At 40.2% G+C, this 21,519-nt stretch carries 18 protein-coding genes; 17 read left to right on the top strand and 1 reads right to left on the bottom strand.

Translation table 11 applies throughout. The features are described 5' to 3' along the window. Positions 1–368: 368 nt before the first annotated feature. The 11 genes from CCK98_RS18555 (at position 369) to cysI (ending at position 13,838) form a co-directional block, all read left to right on the top strand. Positions 369–1,022 (top strand): DUF2238 domain-containing protein, encoded by a 654-nt coding sequence (locus tag CCK98_RS18555; RefSeq protein WP_088087923.1) that lies wholly within the window; start codon positions 369–371, stop codon positions 1,020–1,022. A gap of 162 nt (positions 1,023–1,184) precedes the next feature. Then, on the top strand, positions 1,185–2,117 hold the full coding sequence (locus tag CCK98_RS18550) for an ABC transporter ATP-binding protein (RefSeq protein WP_088087922.1): 933 nt from the start codon (positions 1,185–1,187) through the stop codon (positions 2,115–2,117). Beyond that, positions 2,114–3,214 (top strand): ABC transporter permease, encoded by a 1,101-nt coding sequence (locus tag CCK98_RS18545; protein WP_088087921.1) that lies wholly within the window; start codon positions 2,114–2,116, stop codon positions 3,212–3,214. Before CCK98_RS18550 ends, CCK98_RS18545 begins: the two co-directional genes overlap by 4 nt. Positions 3,215–3,242: 28 nt before the next feature. Beyond that, the gene (locus CCK98_RS18540) at positions 3,243–3,662 is read left to right on the top strand and encodes a DUF6526 family protein (protein ID WP_088087920.1); all 420 of its coding nucleotides are present in this window, start codon (positions 3,243–3,245) and stop codon (positions 3,660–3,662) included. Positions 3,663–4,158: 496 nt separating this feature from the next. Continuing rightward, the gene (locus CCK98_RS18535) at positions 4,159–4,386 is read left to right on the top strand and encodes a hypothetical protein (RefSeq protein WP_088087919.1); all 228 of its coding nucleotides are present in this window, start codon (positions 4,159–4,161) and stop codon (positions 4,384–4,386) included. Between the two features lie 160 nt (positions 4,387–4,546). Continuing rightward, complete coding sequence (adhE, locus tag CCK98_RS18530) at positions 4,547–7,150, top strand: bifunctional acetaldehyde-CoA/alcohol dehydrogenase (RefSeq protein WP_088087918.1); 2,604 nt, start codon at positions 4,547–4,549, stop codon at positions 7,148–7,150. A 79-nt stretch (positions 7,151–7,229) separates the two neighbouring features. After that, positions 7,230–7,757: a hypoxanthine phosphoribosyltransferase gene (hpt, locus tag CCK98_RS18525; RefSeq protein WP_088087917.1), complete on the top strand. Its 528-nt coding sequence runs from the start codon at positions 7,230–7,232 to the stop codon at positions 7,755–7,757. A gap of 103 nt (positions 7,758–7,860) precedes the next feature. Then, the gene (locus CCK98_RS18520) at positions 7,861–8,364 is read left to right on the top strand and encodes a DinB family protein (protein WP_088087916.1); all 504 of its coding nucleotides are present in this window, start codon (positions 7,861–7,863) and stop codon (positions 8,362–8,364) included. 451 nt (positions 8,365–8,815) lie between these two features. Further along, positions 8,816–9,961, top strand: coding sequence for a cell division protein FtsZ (gene ftsZ / locus CCK98_RS18515; protein WP_088087915.1), 1,146 nt, complete (start codon positions 8,816–8,818; stop codon positions 9,959–9,961). Positions 9,962–10,274: 313 nt separating this feature from the next. Next, positions 10,275–12,095, top strand: coding sequence for an assimilatory sulfite reductase (NADPH) flavoprotein subunit (locus tag CCK98_RS18510; RefSeq protein ID WP_088087914.1), 1,821 nt, complete (start codon positions 10,275–10,277; stop codon positions 12,093–12,095). 24 nt (positions 12,096–12,119) lie between these two features. Then, on the top strand, positions 12,120–13,838 hold the full coding sequence (gene cysI / locus CCK98_RS18505) for an assimilatory sulfite reductase (NADPH) hemoprotein subunit (protein WP_088087913.1): 1,719 nt from the start codon (positions 12,120–12,122) through the stop codon (positions 13,836–13,838). Positions 13,839–13,979: 141 nt separating this feature from the next. Here the strand turns inward: cysI and CCK98_RS18500 are convergent, their stop codons facing one another. After that, entirely contained in the window at positions 13,980–14,435 is a 456-nt protein-coding gene (locus CCK98_RS18500; RefSeq protein ID WP_066255074.1) for a S1 domain-containing RNA-binding protein, read from the bottom strand. A 208-nt stretch (positions 14,436–14,643) separates the two neighbouring features. Between CCK98_RS18500 and CCK98_RS18495 the strand changes: the two genes are divergently transcribed. Genes CCK98_RS18495 through narJ form a run of 6 tightly spaced genes read left to right on the top strand, consistent with a single transcriptional unit; the run spans position 14,644 to position 21,489 of the window. Further along, positions 14,644–15,069 carry a hemerythrin domain-containing protein gene (locus CCK98_RS18495; RefSeq protein ID WP_088087912.1) on the top strand — a complete coding sequence of 142 codons (426 nt, stop codon included), beginning with the start codon at positions 14,644–14,646 and terminating at the stop codon, positions 15,067–15,069. Positions 15,070–15,107: 38 nt separating this feature from the next. Beyond that, on the top strand, positions 15,108–15,419 hold the full coding sequence (locus CCK98_RS18490; protein WP_088087911.1) for a hypothetical protein: 312 nt from the start codon (positions 15,108–15,110) through the stop codon (positions 15,417–15,419). 18 nt (positions 15,420–15,437) lie between these two features. Beyond that, positions 15,438–15,725 carry a hypothetical protein gene (locus tag CCK98_RS18485; RefSeq protein ID WP_088087910.1) on the top strand — a complete coding sequence of 96 codons (288 nt, stop codon included), beginning with the start codon at positions 15,438–15,440 and terminating at the stop codon, positions 15,723–15,725. Further along, positions 15,715–19,398 (top strand): nitrate reductase subunit alpha, encoded by a 3,684-nt coding sequence (locus CCK98_RS18480; RefSeq protein WP_088087909.1) that lies wholly within the window; start codon positions 15,715–15,717, stop codon positions 19,396–19,398. Before CCK98_RS18485 ends, CCK98_RS18480 begins: the two co-directional genes overlap by 11 nt. Continuing rightward, the gene (gene narH, locus CCK98_RS18475) at positions 19,388–20,890 is read left to right on the top strand and encodes a nitrate reductase subunit beta (protein ID WP_088087908.1); all 1,503 of its coding nucleotides are present in this window, start codon (positions 19,388–19,390) and stop codon (positions 20,888–20,890) included. Before CCK98_RS18480 ends, narH begins: the two co-directional genes overlap by 11 nt. Further along, on the top strand, positions 20,887–21,489 hold the full coding sequence (gene narJ, locus CCK98_RS18470; RefSeq protein ID WP_088087907.1) for a nitrate reductase molybdenum cofactor assembly chaperone: 603 nt from the start codon (positions 20,887–20,889) through the stop codon (positions 21,487–21,489). The genes narH and narJ overlap by 4 nt, the downstream gene beginning before the upstream one ends. Positions 21,490–21,519 lie beyond the last annotated feature (30 nt).

Below are 21,519 nucleotides of genomic sequence, written 5' to 3'. Positions count from 1 at the left end.
TTGTTAATACATTTTTTTAAATTGAGGCGTAGCATATATAAGCTATCAAATACTAGAGTATGAACGAATCTAGTATTTGATGGCTTATTTTTATTTACTATATTAGTGGTCCTTGTTGGAGAGGATACCAGTGATGTTAGAAAAATACCTGCGATTTATATATTCCTATTTCGTTCTACTCCTAGATAACTCCATTGATTTAAAACCTACCGCTTTTGATATTCATTTTGAACAGAAATTTAAAAAGCTATGTTGTTTAATAAAAGAAAGGATGGACAACCTATAACAGTTATCTTTTAACTTTGTACCGGAGAGCAAGTTAATTAGTTTTTAACTTTACAACTGTAATATCATTAGGAGTGAGTTAAGTGATAAGAGACAAAAGTGTTTACTTTCATTTACTACTTATCTTGTTTGTAATTGCCGTTTTTATTTGGTCAATCTATAAGCCAGCAGGATATTTAATATGGGCGATGGAAGTACTTCCTGCCATTGTGATATGTATGATTGTACTTATTACCTATAATAAGTTTCGTCTTACTTCGCTATCCTATATCATAATTGCCATTCTTTCGATTCTTACCTTCATTGGTGGTCATTATACTTACGCAAAGGTTCCACTTTTTACTTGGATAAAAGATTATTTTGAATTAAACCGAAACCACTATGACCGCTTTGGGCATTTCTTAAAAGGGTTGTTTGCAATTGTAATAAGAGAAATATTAATCCGAAAAAGAGTGACTAAAAAAGGTCCTTGGTTAATTTCTGTGATATTAAGTTTTTCACTTGCAATTGGAGCTATGTATGAAATTATCGAATGGATATCGACTAAATTAACAAAGAACAGAAAGACTTCCACTGAGTTTTTAGGAGCACAAGGTGATATTTGGGACGCGCAGTGGGATATGTTGTTAAACTTTATTGGTTCTATCCTCGCGTTACTCATCTTATCAAAAGTACATAACAGACTATTAGAAAAAATTAAGGGAATGAAATATAAGAAAGAAAAGGGATTATTGTAATTCTTGTTACTAGTTATTTAAGCCATTCTTTTATTTTGTAGACGTAACACATTTGTAATGGTAAGGTTTTCCTGTGGAGGAAAGTATTTTAGCAATAAATTAGGTAAACAGGGAGGTCTGACGCTTCCTATTCAATTCTAATTGAGAGGAGGAAGCACCTACATGAAATTTTCTCATGATACAATAATTGATGTAAAAGGACTTGTAAAGAACTATGGATCATTTAAAGCAGTGAGTGGTGTCCATTTTCAAGTACGAAAGGGTGAGATATTCGGTCTTTTGGGTCCTAATGGCGCAGGGAAAACGACTACGCTTGAAATGCTGGTAGGCCTGCGTAAACCAGATGAAGGAACGGCCATAATTGGTTCACACGATATCTTACGTGAGCTTTCGAAGGTAAAGGAAATCATCGGGGTACAGTTACAATCAACTTCGCTTTTTGAATTGCTGACAGTTGAGGAAATTCTGAAAATGTACGCAAGCTTTTATCCATCACATATTTCTATTTCTCAACTTATAGAAGATGTGTTGCTTACTGAGAAAAGCAAAAGCCGAATAAAAGGTCTTTCAGGTGGTCAAAAACAGCGTTTAGCGATTGCTCTAGCGTTGGTTCACGATCCACACGTTATTTTCTTGGATGAACCGACCACGGGTTTAGATCCTCAAGCTAGACGAACATTGTGGGATATTGTTCTTCAATTGAAAAATAAAGGTAAAACAATCGTGTTAACCACTCATTACATGGATGAAGCACACAATCTATGCGATCGGATTGCCATCATGGACCAAGGGGAACTGATTGCTTTGGATGCCCCTTCTCAATTAGTGAAAAGTCTCCAGTCAGATAGTGCATTAGAGTTTAGAGTCATAGAACAAGTAGACTTCATTGATTTCTCTAGTATTGACGGTGTTAAGAAACTTGGAAATCAAACAGATATTCATGTTCTTTATACGGATCATTTACAGAACACATTGACAAGCTTAATCCAATTTGCTGCTGATAATAATCTGCAAATAGTTGATCTGCAAACAAGGACAGCGACACTAGAAGATGTATTTATTCACATGACGGGAAGGAGATTAAGAGAAGCATGAAAGCTTACTGGCAGTTAACTCTCGCACAACTGCGCATTTTTCTACGGAATCGACAGGTGCTGATGTGGACTTTGATCTTCCCTATCCTCCTCATGACCATGCTAGGTTTATTTTTAGGTAAAGGAAATGGACTATCCCTGTCAATTGGACTGATTGATGAAGATCACACAGCGTTTTCAAGTGAGTTTATAAAAGCTCTTAAAAAAAATGAAGCTATTCATTTAGAGATAAGAAAAGATGAAGATTCAGCACAAACCAGTTTGAAAAATGGTGATTTACAACTTGTCGTAATCATTCCAAAGGGCTATGAATCTAGCTTGAAAAATAGTGGATCACAAGCAAAGCCCTTCAACATCCCGGTTTATTTTAATGATACGAATTTTGCTGTTTCACAGGTAGGAGTAGCTCTAGTTAATGGAGTAATAGATGAGATCAGTAAACAAAGAGTTTCCTATGAGCCTGTCGTTGTAATGGAATCTCACGGCATCAAAGCTCTTAATTTAAAATATATTGATTTTTTGGTACCAGGAATAGTTGCGATGATGATTATGAGTAACAACATGAATGGAGTAGCTGGTCAGATAGCAGCATGGAGAGAGCGTGGGATTTTACGTAGGATGCAGGGGACTACACTCAAAGCCTCAACTTTCATAGCAGCACAAATTACAGCACGGTTGCTGATGAATGGAATGCAAGCGCTGATAGTATTACTAGTTGCCCATCTCTTATTTGGCGTAGAAGTTCGCGGTTCTTGGTTTACCTTGATATGTTTTATTGTTCTTGGAACACTAGCTTTTATGGCAATTGGTTTCATCATTGCGGGAATTGCGAAAACACCTGAAAGTGCTGCACCGATCGCAGGCGTTCTATCATTTCCAATGTTATTTTTAGGGGGAGTTTTCTTCCCAATAAAAAATATGCCGGACTTTCTTCAACCTATCGTAAAGCTCCTGCCGATTTCACATTTAAGCACGGCATTACGAGAAATCATGAATGTTGGGGCAAGCTGGACGAGTTTGGGTTTGGAAACAGCTATTTTAGGCGGTTGGCTAATTGCTGCATTTGTGATAGCTAGTTATACATTTAAATGGGAGTAAAAACAAAAACATTATAGGAGGAAAAACAATGAATCAAAATTACCAGAATCATCGTAGATTTCACCCATTGTTTCATTATATCTTATCGCTCTTATTGTTACTTACATTGGTAGTAGCTATTTGGTTAATTATTAGAAACGGAATCAGTCTATCTGCCATCCTTTTTTTAGCCATCGTTATTATCTTGGTCATCATGTTTTTATTAATTAGACAGTATCCTTTAAAGGCACAGGACCGAGCGATACGAGCAGAAGAAAATCTTCGACATTATGTTTTGACAGGAAAATTACTTGATGCCAGACTTACAATTGGTCAAATTATAGCTCTTCGGTTTGCTAGTGATGCTGAGTTACCTGAACTAAGTGAAAAGGCAGCTTCACAAAATTTAAGCCCAGATGAAATTAAGAAACAGATTACTAATTGGAAAGCAGATTATGATAGAGTGTAAGATTAGCAAAAATCTACTCTCCAAATTGGATAATCTGTTAAACTGCCAAGAGGGATTGTATTGTTGTAGTAGGCTCCTTAATGACTGAAAGCTGATTTCACAAGGGGTTGCGGTAAGAAAGAGGGCTCCTTAATGACCTTAACCTGATTTCACAGGGGGTTATGGTAAGAATTAGGGCTCACTAATAGACCGTTACCCTCTTTTAAATAATGTTACAGTCACTAACTGTTCGTTTTCAATAACCGTACATATACAATTGATAACTTTGTTTATCAGACATTATTCTGATATATCAAAATAAATGTAATCGTTTTCAATAGATAGAGTATTTCACCAAATATATGCCAATATTATCATTCATAACTATTGATATATAAGGATATAGTACTATTTTTGGTAGAATTAATCACAATTCACACTTTGTTCAACACTTCACAAACCGTTATTCAAAATACATGTTATGATAAATCCATAAACAAACAAGGAGTGATAAGACATGATGGTATGTGAATGGAAAACCTTCTCTACAGATTCTGAAACTTATACCCTAGAAGTATTTGAAGAAGCAGTTGGGGATGAATTTGAGGCAATGTATTTTAAAGAAAATGAAGAAATCCCCGCCTATATCTGGACCGTAAATTATGTGGTTATTGTTAAAAAGTATTCGAAGGTTCTAACTGACATTTTATTTGAAAAGATTCCACGCAATCCAGTTTGTGAGTAAAAATCAAGTAGAGTGTTATTATTTTTAATCAAAAATGTGAAACTTTTCACAAATATAACGATACATGACATCCAGAGAAAATATCAGCTTGATTGTGTATTATTTTTTAAAAGTACTTGTGAAAAACTTCACAAACACTTAATCAAATGGAGGTATTACGATGGCAGTAGTAGAAAAGGCAGTTAATGAAAAACAAACCGTAACACAAATGGTTAACTTTTTGGTGGAAAACGGTCTAAAAGCATTGAATGAATTCCGCAGCTTCGACCAAGACATGATTAATAATATTGTCAAAGAAATGGCTTTGGCCGGTCTTGATCAGCATATGCCACTTGCAAAGCTAGCCGTTGAAGAAACAGGAAGAGGCGTGTACGAAGATAAAATCATCAAAAACATGTTTGCTACTGAATATGTCTATCATAATATCAAATATGATAAAACTGTTGGTGTTATTAACGAAAATGAACATGAAGGAATGATTGAAATTGCGGAGCCGGTCGGGGTGATTGCTGGTGTTACACCTGTAACGAATCCAACATCGACCACCATGTTTAAAGCACTCATTTCAATTAAAACCAGAAATCCAATTATTTTTGCCTTTCATCCATCGGCACAGAAATGCAGCAGCGAAGCGGCTAGGGTGCTTAGAGATGCAGCAATCAAGGCGGGTGCGCCAGAAAATTGCATTCAATGGATTGAAACACCGTCGCTTGAAGCAACACAAGCCTTAATGAACCATTCAAAAATATCATTAGTTCTTGCCACTGGCGGTGCGGGGATGGTTAAATCTGCTTACAGTTCAGGTAAGCCAGCACTCGGAGTTGGGCCAGGAAATGTCCCTTGTTATATTGAAAAAACAGCCAATCTTCATCAGGCAGTTAATGACTTAATTTTATCAAAAACGTTTGATAATGGAATGATTTGCGCTTCCGAACAAGCAGTCATTATTGATAAAGAAATTTACGAAGTTGTAAAACAAGAAATGATAGCAAATAACTGTTATTTTTTAAATGAAGAAGAAAAAGCGAAGGTTGAAAAATTAGTTATTAATGAGCAATCCTGTGCTGTTAATCCAGTAATTGTTGGGATGGCTGCTTCAAAGATTGCACAGTTAGCAGGAGTAAAGGTTCCTGATGATACAAAGATACTTATCGCAGAATTAAAAGGTGTCGGAACAGGATACCCACTTTCAAGGGAAAAATTGAGCCCAGTGCTTGCTTGTTACAAGGTAAGTGATCTTGAGGAAGGATTAAAACGGACCGAAGAAATGCTGGAGTTCGGCGGGCTAGGTCATTCAGCTGTTATTCATACCACTGATCAAACAGTGATTAAGAAGTTTGGACTGCGGATGAGAGCGGGACGTATTATTGTCAACGCCCCATCTTCACAAGGTGCGATTGGTGATATCTACAATGCCTACATGCCGTCCTTAACCCTCGGATGTGGAACGTATGGTGGGAATTCTGTCTCTACAAATGTGGGTACTATTCACTTAATTAATATTAAAAAAGTGGCGAAAAGGAATATTAATATGCAATGGTTTAAAGTTCCATCTAAAATTTATTTCGAGAAAAATTCAACTCAATATCTTGCCAAAATGCCGAAAATTTCGAAAGCATTTATTGTCACCGACCCTGGAATGGTGAAATTAGGATATGTGGATAAAGTCCTTTACTATTTAAGAAAGCGTCAAGATTATGTTCACTGCGAAATTTTCTCAGAGGTTGAACCAGACCCATCGATTGAAACAGTGATGAAAGGTGCAGAAATGATGGCTAACTTCCAGCCAGATGTTATCATTGCGCTTGGCGGTGGCTCTGCAATGGATGCGGCCAAAGGAATGTGGCTGTTCTATGAACATCCAGATACAGAATTCTTTGGCTTGAAACAAAAGTTCTTAGATATTCGAAAACGAATTGTTAAATATCCGAATCTTGGCCAAAGGGCACAATTTGTAGCCATTCCTACCACTTCTGGAACAGGCTCGGAAGTAACATCATTCTCGGTTATTACTGATAAAGAGGCAAATATTAAATATCCGCTTGCTGATTATGAATTGACTCCAGACGTAGCCATTATCGATCCGCAGTTTGTGATGACGGTGCCTAAACATATAACTGCTGATACAGGATTGGACGTGTTGACACATGCGATTGAAGCATTTGTATCCTGTATGGCCAATGATTTTACGGATGGCCTTGCAATAAAAGCAATCCAGCTCGTATTTGAATACCTGCCAAGAGCTTACAAAAACGGTATGGATGAAGAAGCGCGCGAAAAGGTCCATAATGCTTCAACCATTGCCGGCATGGCCTTTGCAAATGCATTTTTAGGCATTAATCATAGTCTTGCACATAAGCTGGGAGCGGAATTCCATATCGCACACGGACGGGCAAATGCTGTGCTTATGCCGCATGTGATTCGCTATAATGCAGCTAAACCTAAGAAATTCACAGCCTTTCCAAAGTATGATCATTTCAAAGCTGACAAACGATATGCTGAAATTGCTAGAATACTAGGTTTACCTGCTAGTACTACTGAGGAAGGTGTGGAGAGCCTCGTTCAAGCTATTATTAAATTGGCGAAGGAACTTGAGGTTCCAATGAGCCTTGAAGCAAATAATATAAATAAAATCGAGTTTGAAAACAAGGTTGACTATTTAGCAGACCGGGCCTTCGAAGACCAATGTACCACTGCAAACCCTAAGCTTCCATTAGTAACAGAATTGGCTGAAATTTACCGCCAAGCCTATAAAGGGGTATAATAATCATTGCCAATACGAAAAATCAAATTAATTGGTTTTTCGTATTGGCATTTTATTTTTTAAGAAGAGGGTGTATTTTGTGGGGTACAGAATTAAAGATGTGATGATTTCCGAGACAGAGATTAAAGACAGAGTGAAACAATTAGCAGAGGAAATTGAAAGTGATTTTAATAATGAAGCAATTGTCCTTATTGTTGTCCTGAAAGGGTCGTTTGTTTTTGCAGCAGATTTGATTCGTGAGATGAAGGGGGAAATAAAAATTGATTTCATCTCTGTTTCTAGCTATGGTGACGAGACCGAGTCAACGGGGAAAGTAAGGTTATTAAAGGACCTTGATGCGAATATTACCAATCAGAATGTGGTTGTAGTTGAGGATATTATTGACAGTGGCCTGACATTGCATTTCTTGCGCGGTCATTTAAACACACATAAGCCGAAACAAATTAGAATTTGTACTCTTTTAGATAAGCCTGAAAGAAGGAAAGTTGATTTGCCCGTGGATTATGTTGGCTTTGTGATCCCAGATGAATTCATTGTTGGTTATGGGATTGACTATGCCCAAAAATATAGAAATTTACCTAATATATCTACTGTAGAGGAGTATTAAGGAATTCTATTATAAAAAAAAATTCCATCGTGGGAAATTTTGTTATATATACCAACGATGATATACTTTTACTGTAAACTATTTAAAGATGGAGGAATGATTAATGTATACTTCTATAACTGAATTTATTGAGGATTGGAATCAAGAAGCAGCCTCTACGCAAAAGGTTTTGGATGTGTTGACAGATGAATCTCTTCAACAAGCGGTATCACCTGAGGATCGTACATTAGGAAGAATTGCCTGGCATGTTGTAACAAGTACACCTGAAATGCTAAACGAGTTCGGTGTAAAGGTTGAAAATGTAGAAAACTCCAATACAGTCCCATCTACTGCCAAGGAAATCGCTGAGACCTTTCGAAAGGTTAGTGCAGACACAATGGACGCTGTGAAGCAGCAGTGGACAGATGAATCCTTAAAAGAAATGAAAAATGTGTTCGGGATGGATATGCAAAAAGCAGTAACACTTTCTCTTTTAATCAAACACATCATTCATCACCGCGGTCAAATGACAGTCTTAATGCGCCAAGCTGGATTAAATGTCCCTGGAGTGTATGGCCCATCAAGAAACGAATGGAGTCAAATGGGGATGGAAGCTCCAGCGCTATAAATGTACATACTAGACTCTCAAGCACACCTAGCAAAGGTGTGCTGTTTTTATGTCTAACATGATAGCGCGTTGTATCATAGTGCTAGCAAACTAATATATATTTGATATTGCTATCCTATTACCGGGTTTCTCTTTATATATCGTTGGTTGTATATCAAAAGAACTACTTTATCTGCACGTTTTATAAATTTTGCATTTATGTTAAATATTTCTACATTATTCTACAAAATAATCTAATTCAAGTGTCACCTTTCTATATTAAATCCTCCATTATTTTGGTAAAATATCAATAAGCAAAAATTATACATACTCAAAAAAAGATTAGTTGTAAAGTTAATCATTCAACAATCTCTACTACTAGATCATTAAAATCTTCAATTAGATCATAAGTCTACGATTATTTTTTTGAATAGTGAGGCAATTAACTAAACGCATGATGAGGAGGAAGAATATGTGGGATTTTGACATGAATATAGATCAAGTTGCAAGAATTAAAGTAATTGGTGTTGGCGGCGGAGGGAATAATGCTGTCAATCGTATGATTGAAGGTGGAGTTCAAGGGGTAGAATTTATTGCAGTGAATACTGATGCACAAGCTCTTAACCTATCAAAAGCTGAGATAAAAATGCAAATTGGTGCACAATTGACAAGAGGTTTAGGAGCAGGTGCTAATCCAGAAGTAGGCAGGAAAGCAGTTGAAGAAAGCAGAAGGCAGTTGGAAGATGTATTAAAAGGAGCAGACATGGTGTTCGTTACCGCCGGAATGGGTGGTGGTACGGGAACCGGTGCTGCTCCAGCGATTGCTGAAATTTCACGCGAAATTGGTGCATTGACTATCGGTGTCGTTACTCGTCCGTTTGGATTTGAGGGACGTAAACGTGCGCAAAATGCAGCAAACGGTATTGAATTAATGAGGGAAGCGGTTGACACCTTAATTATTGTACCTAACGATCGATTATTGCAAATTGTTGACAAAAGAACACCGATGATTGAAGCGTTCCGGGAGGCAGATAATGTACTTCGCCAGGGGGTTCAAGGTATTTCCGATTTAATTGCTGTCCCAGGATTAATTAATCTGGATTTTGCAGACGTTAAAACGATAATGAGTAATCAAGGGACAGCCTTAATGGGCATAGGGGTTGCAAAAGGGGATGACCGCGCGGTTGAAGCAGCAAAAAAAGCTATTTCTAGTCCATTATTAGAAACGTCGATTGACGGTGCCCAAGGGATACTCATGAACATCACAGGTGGTAAAGATTTAAGTCTTTATGAGGTGCAAGAAGCAGCCGACCTTGTTGCTTCTGCAGCAGATAAGGAACTAAATATGATTTTTGGTTCAATTATCAATGAAAATTTTAAAAATGAAATTATGATCACGGTCATTGCTACTGGTTTCGATGATAAACCGGTACGAAGCAAACCGTCTACCCTTTCACATAAGGAACCACAATCAAAATCACAAATACAAGCCCCAACCCGACGTGAGCAAGTGAGACATGAAGAACCAATTCATGTTAACGATCAATATGGGCAGGAATCAGAGGACTCGCTCGACATTCCGACGTTTTTGCGTAACCGAAACAAAAGGAATCGATAGCAGTTCCTGCATCCGGCGCAATGAGTAGTGTGCACAGGACAACACCCTAAATTGGAAAATGTCCCGGTGGACTCCTACCTTGCGCCATTGTTATAAATATGGCAATATTCAATAAAATATTTTAATAAAAATATGAAATAATCTGATTTTAATCGTTTAAATCGTTAAAACCGACTTGACTTATAGGAATAGTAAAACTATTATTATATTAATCATTTTTTGACTGAAAAGTATGTATTGTAAGATTGTTGAAACTAGTCATGATAAATAAATGATCACTGTAAGTTAATAATCCTTTGTGAGGTGGATTTTGGTGCAACTTCAAGTATTGAACAGTCCTTTTAATCAGGAGCAGGCAGAGCTCCTCAACCGCATTCTGCCTACCTTGACAGAATCACAAAAAGTCTGGCTGAGCGGTTTTTTGGCAGCAGCCCAATTTGCTTCGATTCCGGGTTCAGGAAATATTCAGGTGGCAGATGGTCCTGCAGGGAACACCGCCCCAACTATTTCAAAAGATGTGACCATCCTTTTTGGTTCACAAACAGGTAACGCTCAGGGCCTTGCTAAGAAGGCGGGCAAAAAGCTTGAGGGAGAAGGCTTTCAAGTAACGATTCAGTCAATGAGCGATTTTAAACCAAACAATTTAAAGAAGATCCAAAACCTGCTGATTGTCACAAGTACTCATGGAGAAGGTACGCCCCCTGACAACGCGCTGTCATTTCACGAATTTCTAATAGGAAAGCGGGCTCCGAAGCTTGATAATCTCCGCTTCGCCGTATTGGCGCTTGGAGACAGCTCGTATGAGTTTTTCTGTCAAACGGGAAAAGACTTTGATGCTCGGCTGGGGGAACTTGGAGGAACAAGGCTATATCCTCGCTTTGACTGTGACCTTGATTATGATGAGCCTGCAGCTGAATGGCTGGCAGGTGTCCTTATCAGCCTAAATGAAGCCGTTGGCGTAAGTCCAATACCTGAAAAAGAATTAGCATCACAACTAGTTGAATCAACGTATTCAAGAACCAATCCGTTTAAAGCAGAAGTCCTTGAAAATATAAATTTGAACGGCCGCGGCTCGAATAAAGAAACACGTCACCTCGAGTTATCACTCGAAGGTTCTGGACTTACCTTTGAACCAGGGGATAGTCTTGGTATTTATCCGGAAAATGATCCCGCCCTTGTTAAATTACTGCTAGACGAAATGAACTGGGATCCGGAACAGAAGGTGACAGTCAATAAAAAGGGTGAGGTGCTTTCACTTAACGACGCGCTCCTCTCACACTTTGAAATAACGACCTTAACCAAACCGCTTTTTGAGAAGGCAGCATCGCTTTCTGCCAATGAGAAAATAAAGGAACTTCTATCAGCGGGGAATGAAGATAAATTAAAAACGTACCTTGATGGACGTGATTTGCTTGATTTGGTCCGTGATTTTACACCATGGATTGGCTCAGCTCAAGAGTTTGTCTCAATCCTTCGAAAGATGCCGTCCCGTCTTTATTCAATCGCGAGCAGTTTATCGGCAAATCCTGATGAAGTCCATTTGACGATCGGTGCGGTCCGCTATGAGGCACATGGACGTGAACGAAAAGGCGTTTGTTCCATTCTAGCAGCGGAACGTCTGCAGCCAGGTGAAACAGTGCCAGTATATATTCAACAAAACGAAAACTTTAAGCTGCCAAAGAACGCGGATGCCCCAATCATCATGGTTGGTCCGGGGACAGGTGCAGCACCGTTTCGTTCCTTTATGCAAGAACGGGAAGAAACCGGAGCAACAGGTAAATCATGGATGTTCTTTGGAGACCAGCATTTCGTAACGGATTTTCTTTATCAAACAGAATGGCAAAAGTGGCTGGAAAACGGCATACTTACAAAAATGGATGTTGCATTTTCTCGAGACACGTATCAAAAAGTATATGTGCAGCACCGCATGTTGGAACAAAGTCAAGAGGTATTTAAGTGGCTTCAAGAAGGTGCTCACCTCTATATCTGCGGTGACGAAAAACACATGGCACATGATGTTCATAAAACGTTAATTGAGATTATTGAAAAAGAAGGCGGCTTGAACCGTGAAAAAGCTGAAGAATATTTAGCCGAGATGCAGCAGCAAAAACGTTATCAGCGTGATGTATACTGATTTGGATTGGAAAGGAGTTTCAACATGGTAAATCAAATTTTAAAAGCGCCAGATGGCCCGCCAAGTGATGTAGAATGTATTAAAGAAAGAAGTAATTATTTGCGCGGAACTCTTAAAGAAGTAATGCTCGATCGGATTAGCGCAGGTATACCGGATGATGATAACCGTCTGATGAAACATCACGGTAGTTACTTGCAGGATGACCGGGATCTCAGGAATGAGCGTCAAAAGCAGAAACTTGAACCAGCATACCAATTTATGCTGCGTGTTCGCCTCCCGGGCGGGGTTGCCTCACCGGATCAATGGCTTGTTATGGATGAGCTTGCGGATAAATATGGCAATGGCACATTAAAGCTGACTACTCGTGAAACATTCCAAATGCATGGGATTTTAAAATGGAACATGAAAAGCACCATTCAGGGAATCCATAACGCGCTGATGGATACGATTGCTGCTTGCGGCGACGTAAACCGAAACGTCATGTGTTCATCAAATCCATACCAATCTGAACTTCATGCCGAAGTTTATGAATGGTCAAAAAAATTAAGCAATGATTTATTACCTCGGACAAGAGCGTATCATGAAATTTGGCTGGATGAAGAAAAAGTAGCCGGGACTCCGGAAATCGACGAAGTCGAACCAATGTACGGTCCGCTTTACTTACCGAGGAAGTTCAAAATCGGAATTGCCGTGCCGCCTGGAAATGATATTGACATCTTTTCACAGGATCTAGGCTTTATTGCGATTGTAGAAGATGAAAAGCTTATCGGTTTCAACGTAGCGATTGGCGGCGGGATGGGGATGTCGCACGGAGACAAAGCAACCTATCCGCAGCTTGCTAAAGTCATTGGCTTCTGTAAACCAGATCAATTGTATGAAATAGCTGAAAAAACGATTACGATTCAACGGGACTACGGTAACCGTTCTGTCCGCAAAAACGCTCGTTTCAAGTACACTGTAGACAGACTTGGCCTTGAAACCGTTAAGGCTGAATTGGAACATCGTCTTGGCTGGACATTAGATGAAGCAAAGCCTTACCATTTTGACCATAACGGTGACCGTTATGGCTGGGTAAAGGGCGTAAAAGGTCAATGGCATTTAACACTGTTTATTGAAGGCGGCCGTGTCGCAGACTTTGATGATTACAAGTTGAAGACAGGATTGCGTGAAATCGCCAAAATTCATACCGGTGATTTCCACTTAACAGGAAATCAAAACGTAATTATAGCCAATGTGTCCACGCAGAATAAGAAAAAAATTAATGATTTGATTGAACAATATGGTTTAACTGATGGCAAACATGCTTCTGCGCTGCGTCGCAGTTCAATGGTTTGCGTTGCACTTCCAACCTGTGGTTTGGCGATGGCGGAAGCAGAGCGGTATTTACCATCTTTAATCAGTAAAATCGAAACCATTGTCGAAGAAAATGGTCTGAGCGAAAAAGAGATTACTATCCGAATGACCGGTTGTCCGAATGGCTGTGCCCGTCATGCTCTTGGGGAAATTGGCTTTATTGGGAAAGCGCCTGGCAAATACAATATGTATCTTGGTGCCGCCCATGACGGCAGCCGTCTAAGTAAAATGTACCGTGAGAACATAGGAGAAGAAGATATTTTAAACGAACTGCAAGTGTTGCTTCCTCGCTATGCGAAAGAACGGGAAGAAGGCGAGCATTTTGGTGATTTTGTGATTCGAGCCGGTGTGATCGAAGCTACAACTGACGGTACCAATTTTCACAATTAATCAAAAGAGACAGGGAATGAAAATCCCTGTCTCTTTTGTCGTTTAATTCAAATGGAAATTTTATGTGCAAATAAAAAAGGCAAACATGTCTAAATGCATGTTTGCCTTTCGCTATATAATGTTGTATTAAAAACGATACAGTTATCCGCGTCTTCCGCCTCTGCCGCCCCGTTTTGTTTCAGTGCTGCGTTTTAAGGTGGATAAGTTCTCTTCACTAGCCTTTAAAAATTTAGCCATTTTGTCTTCAAAATTTTCTTTAGGTTTAAAAGTGCTGCCGCCTTTTGAACGGAAATCTTTAGAACGGCTATCTACTCTTCCCTGACGTGGTGGACGTTGGGAATAAGACGAGGTTTGTCCTTCGGGCTTATCTATAGCTTTTTTGATGGACAAGGCAGTCTTTCCGTCCTTCTCACTAATTACTTTTACTTCAATTAGGTCGCCAACTTTAAGATGGTCATTAACGTCTTTAACATAGCTGTCCGCTACCTCACTGATATGGACTAACCCTGTTGTGCCACCAGGCAATTCTACGAATGCCCCAAAACTAGTGATGCCTGTTACTTTACCTTGTACCTTAGTACCTACCTCGATTGACATAAAAAAATGTTCCTCCTCAATAATGTTACAACCACCTCATTATAACAAATAGATGGGTATAATATCAATTCTTTCATCAAGTGCCTGACATCTTTTTTTATATAACCCTCAATTTCTAAAGTTTATTGATGTGTTATATGGAAAAGATTATAATGATTTCCATTTTTAGTTAAATAATACCATTCGACAATTAAGGAGTGAAGTGACTTTGTCAGGAACAAGTTTAAGAAAACCAGATGCACATTCGTCGATCCACGAAGCAGCACTTAATGAGGCAGTAGAGTTAAGAGATTTATTCCAGAAATGTCTGGAAGATGGTGAAAAGGAAAAAGCATTTCAGGTGATAGAAGTAGCAATTGAACATTGGGAATCACGAACTTTGAAACATGCGGAGGCTGAGGAGGAAGGACTATATAAGGATATTGTCGATGAGAATCCAGATATGATATCCACTGTAATTCAATTAACCCGTGATCATGATCTTATGCGTAGAATTGTAGAAAACATGAAAGAGAGGCTTCAATCACATCAGCCAGACCAACGGATGATTACTTTATTAGATAGTCTTGTCATCATAGACCAAATACATAATGAGGATGAAATGAATAAACTTTTAAATCACGGAGAAAAATAAGCAGGAAAATTTGGGTAATAAAGGAAATGAGGGTGAAAATGAGTAATAATCCGGCGCTAGATGAAAAGTTATTACGTTTTGCCGCACCAGCATTATATCAACAAATGGCCGACATATTTTCAAGTTATCATATCCACCCTTACGATATCCATGGGACTGTGATAAAAAACGAAAATGGATTTGATGTCACCTTACGGTTTTCTCAATCTTTTTCACAGTCTGTTACAACACAGGTAAGCTTTGACCAGGCGAAGAACCCTGATAAAGATGTGGTTCTTTTTTTTGAAGAAACGGCAGAGAAATGTAAATCACTGTTAATTTCAGATTACTATAAAATGATTAAATTATAGAAGGAGCTGAATAGACCATTGTTTTCATTTGAAACAGATCCATTGCTTGTCAATGATCGGGAGGATTTAATTGCAGTACTCAGGATGCGCTTTGGAGAAATATCTGGAGAAATTATTCAAAAAATCTATGAAATAGACGACATGAATACCTTTCAAAGGCTTATTATTGCAGCAGCAAATGCGGCAAGTTGGAATGTCTTTTTGGAGGAGTTTCAGAGTGGGGAAAACTCATTTAAAATTTTGGGCGAAGAATTTAACCCATTAGGAGAGATGCTGAAAGGAAGGGGTGACGTAGATGCAGTCTAAAAAAAATAACCTGTTCCATTCTCTTAAACATTTAGTGCGCGGGGAACGAATAAATGACGGGTGGACAGAAGAGAATCCCCGTCCTCGGGATTGGGAAGAGGTCTACCGACGTCGCTGGCAGCATGATAAAATTGTACGTTCAACACATGGGGTTAACTGTACTGGTTCCTGCAGCTGTAAAATTCATGTGAAGGATGGCATTATCGCATGGGAAACCCAGCAAACGGATTATCCGTCAACAGGTGATGATTTTCCAGAATATGAACCGAGAGGCTGTCCGCGTGGAGCCAGCTTTTCCTGGTATACATATAGTCCTACTCGAGTGAAATACCCGTACGTACGCGGGGATTTGTATGCATTATGGCAAGACGAACTTACTCGGGCAAGTAACCCTGTTGAAGCCTGGGAAAATATTGTGACCCACCAAAAAAAACGCGAACAATATGTGCAGGCTCGTGGAAAAGGCGGTTTTGTTAGGGGAACGTGGAAAGACGTTTGTCTAATGATTGCCGCATCGAGCATTTATACGATCAAAAAATATGGACCAGACCGAATTGTTGGATTTAGTCCCATTCCTGCGATGTCAATGGTTAGTTATTCTGGTGGAACTAGATTCTTATCGTTAATTGGTGGGACTATTCTAAGTTTTTACGATTGGTATGCCGATCTTCCTCCTGCTTCCCCTCAGGTATGGGGGGATCAAACGGACGTTCCTGAAAGTGGAGATTGGTATAATTCAAAGTATTTCATCATTTGGGGAACGAATATCCCACAAACAAGAACGCCAGATGCCCACTTTATGGTTGAATCTCGTTATAACGGTACGAAAGTAGTCGGTGTAAGTCCTGATTATGCGGAATATGATAAGTTCGCAGATATGTGGCTGCCGGCAAAAGCTGGTACTGATGGGGCCCTTGCGATGGCAATGACGCATGTCATTTTAAAGGAATTTTATGTGGATAAAGAAACACCCTATTTTAGCGGATATGCAAAACAATATACTGACTTACCCTACCTTGTCACGTTAACTAAAAAGAATGGCAGCTATCGTTCCGATCGGTTTTTACGAGCATCCGATATTTCAGACCAGGAAGATAAATTAGGGGATTGGAAAACTGTTGTTTGGGATGAAAATCTTAAGAATTTTGCGATACCTAACGGCAGTCAAGGGTTTAGATGGGATGAAGGGAATAAGTGGAATTTAGATTTGACAGAGGAAGATGGTTCAAAGATTAATCCTCTGCTTAGCTTATTAAATGAAAAAGATGATGTAGCAATGGTTGAATTCCCTTATTTTGCTGAAAAAGAAGGCGGGAAAAGCGAACGTGGTGTTCCGGTTAAGCGTATTAAAGACCAATCTGGAAACGAACTAATTGTTACGACCGTCTATGATTTGATGCTTGCTCATACCGGAATCAACAGGGGTCTTCCAGGTGATTATCCAGCGGATTATAATGACGCAAATAGGCCTTATACACCTGCGTGGCAGGAAAGTATTACGGGTGTGAATAAGGCACATGTAATCCAGGTGGCAAGAGAATTTGCTGACAATGCTGCCCGGACACAAGGGAAATCTATGATTGCGATGGGCGGCGGCACAAACCATTGGTTCCATAGTGATCAAATTTACCGGTCGATTTTGAATCTGGTTTTATTAACGGGTTCGCAAGGGGTAAATGGCGGCGGCTGGGCCCATTATGTTGGCCAGGAAAAGGTCCGCCCCTTAGAAGGATTTTCACAGATTGCGTTTGCGAATGATTGGGTCAAATCACCACGCTTCATGAACGGCACTTCCTTCTTTTACTTTGCAACGGAACAATTCCGCTATGAATATGATATTGATGATTCACAAACTGACTGGGGAAGTCAATATGCCAAAATGCATCCTGCTGATTTTAATGCCATGTCTGCACGTCTTGGCTGGCTGCCAAGCTTTCCACAGCTTTCGCAAAATTCATTAGAGGTCATGAAAGAGGCACGGTCACGGACGCTTAACGATCATGCTCTCATTGAAGATGTGGCCAAGCAGCTAAAAGAAGGTAAGCTTGATTTTGCGATAGAAAATCCTAATGACCCGCGTAATTTTCCGCGTGTTTTTTTTAACTGGCGATCGAATCTACTCGGCGACAGTGGGAAGGGTCATGAATACTTTGTCAAGCATTTAATAGGTTCCACGGATTCGGTCCTATCGGATGTTGAAAACTCCTGGCAGCCAAAAGATGTGAATATTTCTGAAAAGCCGCCGGAAGGGAAAACTGACCTTTTCGTGAGTATGGATTTCCGGATGACAAGCTCAGGACTTTTCTCTGATATTATTTTGCCTGCTGCGACTTGGTATGAAAAACATGATATCAGCAGCACGGATCTGCATCCATTCGTGCATCCATTTAATGCAGCGATTAACCCGCCATGGGATACACGGAGCGATTGGGATGCCTTCAGAGAAATAGCAAAGGTTTTTTCAGAGCTTGCTAAGGAGCATCTTCCGGCCCAAGAAGACCTGATCATGTCACCGCTTACCCACGACACGATTAATGAAATTGCCCAGCCATTTGGAAAAGTCAAAGACTGGCGGAAGGGTGAAGTGGAGGCAATTCCAGGTAAAACCATGCCTAACTTCACGATTTTGAAACGGGATTATCCTCATGTCTATGATATGTGGATCACGGTCGGGCCAAATATTAAGAACGGCTACGGAACAAAGGGTGTTCGGATTCCAGGCGATAAGGTTTATAAGGAATTACTCAGTCGGCTCGGACCGTCCAAGCATGAAGGGATAGGAAAGGGTTATCCTGATTTATATTCTGATAAAAAGGCGATAAATGCTATCCTCCTTATGTCTGGTGCTACAAACGGGAAACGTGCGGTAGAAGGCTGGAAATCGATGGAGAAAAAAACGGGTAAGAAACTTGCTCATATTTCGGAAGGGCGCGAAGAAGAGGATTATACGCTCGATGCATTAACGATCCAACCGCGTCAGGCGATATCGACTCCTGTTTGGAGCGGCCTTGAGAATGATAACCGTCGCTATTCGCCCTTTACGGTGAATAAGGAATACCATATTCCATGGCATACACTGACGGGACGTCAAAGCTTCTATCTGGATCATGAGGTAATGCTAGATTATGGTGAGGGTCTTCCCCTATACATCCCACCAATCTCGAAGGGACCGTTTATAAAGGGTGAAAAAGAATTTGAAGATAGTGGAAAATCGATTACGCTTCGTTATATGACCCCCCATCAAAAGTGGGGCATTCATACCATGTTTACGGATACAACCAATATGATTCAGTTGTTCCGTGGCTGGCAGGTCGTCTGGATGAATGAACAGGATGGGGCCGAAATTGGCATAAAGGATAATGATTGGATTGAGCTCTATAACCGTAATGGTGTCGTTGTGGCAAGGGCCGTTCTCACGTACCGAATGCCGCGCGGGGCTGTTTATATGCACCACGCCCAGGACCGAACGATGGGAGTGCCAGGTAATACGATTAATAAAACGCGCGGCGGTACACATAACAGTGTCACGCGAATTTATCCGAAAGCCACCCATATGATTGGCGGGTATTCACAACTGAGCTACGGATTTAATTATTATGGACCAACAGGAAGCCAGAGGGACACTTTAACGATTGTCCGACCATTAAAGGAGGTCGATTGGCTTGAAAATTAAAGCACAAGTGGCAATGGTCATGCACCTGGATAAATGTATTGGCTGTCATACTTGTTCTGTTACATGTAAAAATGTTTGGACAAACCGCCCAGGGATGGAATATGTCTGGTATAACAATGTGGAGACACGTCCGGGACCCGGTTATCCCAAGGAATGGGAAAATACCGACCGTTACAAGGGCGGCTGGGTCATGCGAAATGGAAAATTACATTTAAGAGCAGGGGGACCTGTCTCGAAGCTGGCTAATATTTTTTATAATCCCAATATGGCCGAAATGGACGATTTTTATGAGCCATGGACCTATGATTTTCAACATTTGCATAAAAGCCCGAAGAAAGAAAATTTACCGGTTGCACGACCAAAGTCAATGATCACGGGTAAGTATATAGATAAGCCTGAATGGGGTCCCAACTGGGATGATGATCTGGCAGGCGGCAGTGCAGTGGTTCCCATGGATCCGAATGTACAAAAGATTCAGGAACATATTGCGATGGAATATGAAAAGACATTCATGATGTACTTGCCAAGAATTTGTGAGCATTGTCTTAATCCATCTTGTGTGGCCTCGTGTCCTACCGGTGCTTTATATAAAAGGGATGAAGATGGAATTGTGCTTGTGGACCAGGATGCCTGCCGGGGCTGGCGTTTCTGCCAGAATGGCTGTCCCTATCATAAGGTGTATTACAATTGGAATACCCATAAAGCGGAGAAATGTAATTTCTGTTATCCAAGGACGGAGGCAGGACTTCCAACGATTTGTTCAGAAACCTGTGTTGGACGTATTCGCTACATTGGCGTTGTGTTATATGATGCAGATAGGGTAAAGGAGGCAGCCTCTGTTGAGGATCCAAAGGAATTGTATGAAGCACAGCTTTCAGTCTTTTTAGATCCGTTTGACCCCAAGGTGATTGAGGAAGCAGAAAAACAGGGAATCAATCATAGCTGGATTGAAAGTGCACAGCAATCGCCTATCTATAAAATGGCGATGAAGTGGAAAATCGCCTTGCCGTTACATCCAGAGTATCGGACATTACCGATGGTTTGGTATGTACCGCCGCTTAGCCCTATCATGAATCATATTACCAATGAAAATGAGTTAAGTGTGGATGGCTATATACCAGCGGTTGATCAAATGAGAATTCCAATGGAGTACTTAGCGTCATTGTTAGCGGCAGACGATACAGATGTAATCCGCAGGGTCCTATTAAAAATGGCAGCGATGCGCGTTCATATGCGTGAAAAAACGGTGGGTGGGGCCGATAAGCTGAAGGTCAGCAAGCTTTTGGAAGAAGCGAAAACCTCACCAGAGGAACTGGAAGAGATGGCTCGGTTACTTGCGGTTGCGAAATATAATGAGCGATTTGTTATTCCAACGGGACGTCGTGAAATGGATGATGATTTACATTATAAGCAAGGGTCCTGCAGCATTGAAGATATAGCACCAGCTGAAGGAATGACGACATATCCATATGAAAGAAGTGAAAGTCAATGACGAATGAATCCTCCGCCCTGTTAGTCATCCTGTCCCGGATTTTGGAATATCCAAATGATGATTTTTTTGACGAGCGCCCGATAATTGAAAAATTCGTCAATGAACAGATTCATATAAAAACGCATCGGAAGGAAATTTTGGATGGGATTGACCCATTATTTGAAATGGGGCAAAAGAAACTCCAAGAACTTTATGTGGAAACATTTGATTATAAGGAAAAAACGAGTCTTTATTTAACCGCACATGAGCTGGGTGACAGTCGAAAGCGTGGCGCCGCCTTGATTAAATTACAGAAGCGCATCTGTGAAGGTGGCTTTGAATACGAAGGGAAGGAATTGGCTGATTATATCCCGATGCTATTAGAGCTCTTGGCAGTGGCACCAGAGGAAGAGAATTTTATTAGACTTAGGCGTCGTTTGTCCTATGCAATCCATAGGCTTTTAAACAATCTTCCTAGCAGCAATCCCTATCACAAAGCCATTGACCTTTTGATGATGTTTGTCTTTACAGCACCAGAAAAGGAGGAAATTGCTTTATTGGAAAATGAACGTGAGGAAGCTGATTTGGATGAACTTCCCTACCCTGTAATGTATCGGTAGAAGAAGGGATGGGGTAAGAATTTGTTTGTT

The organism is Bacillus sp. OV166 (assembly GCF_900177675.1).
In the GTDB taxonomy this organism is placed as follows: domain Bacteria; phylum Bacillota; class Bacilli; order Bacillales; family Cytobacillaceae; genus Neobacillus.
The sequence above is the reverse complement of the archived record's forward strand: the minus strand, read 5'-3'. Positions and strand labels throughout refer to the sequence as shown.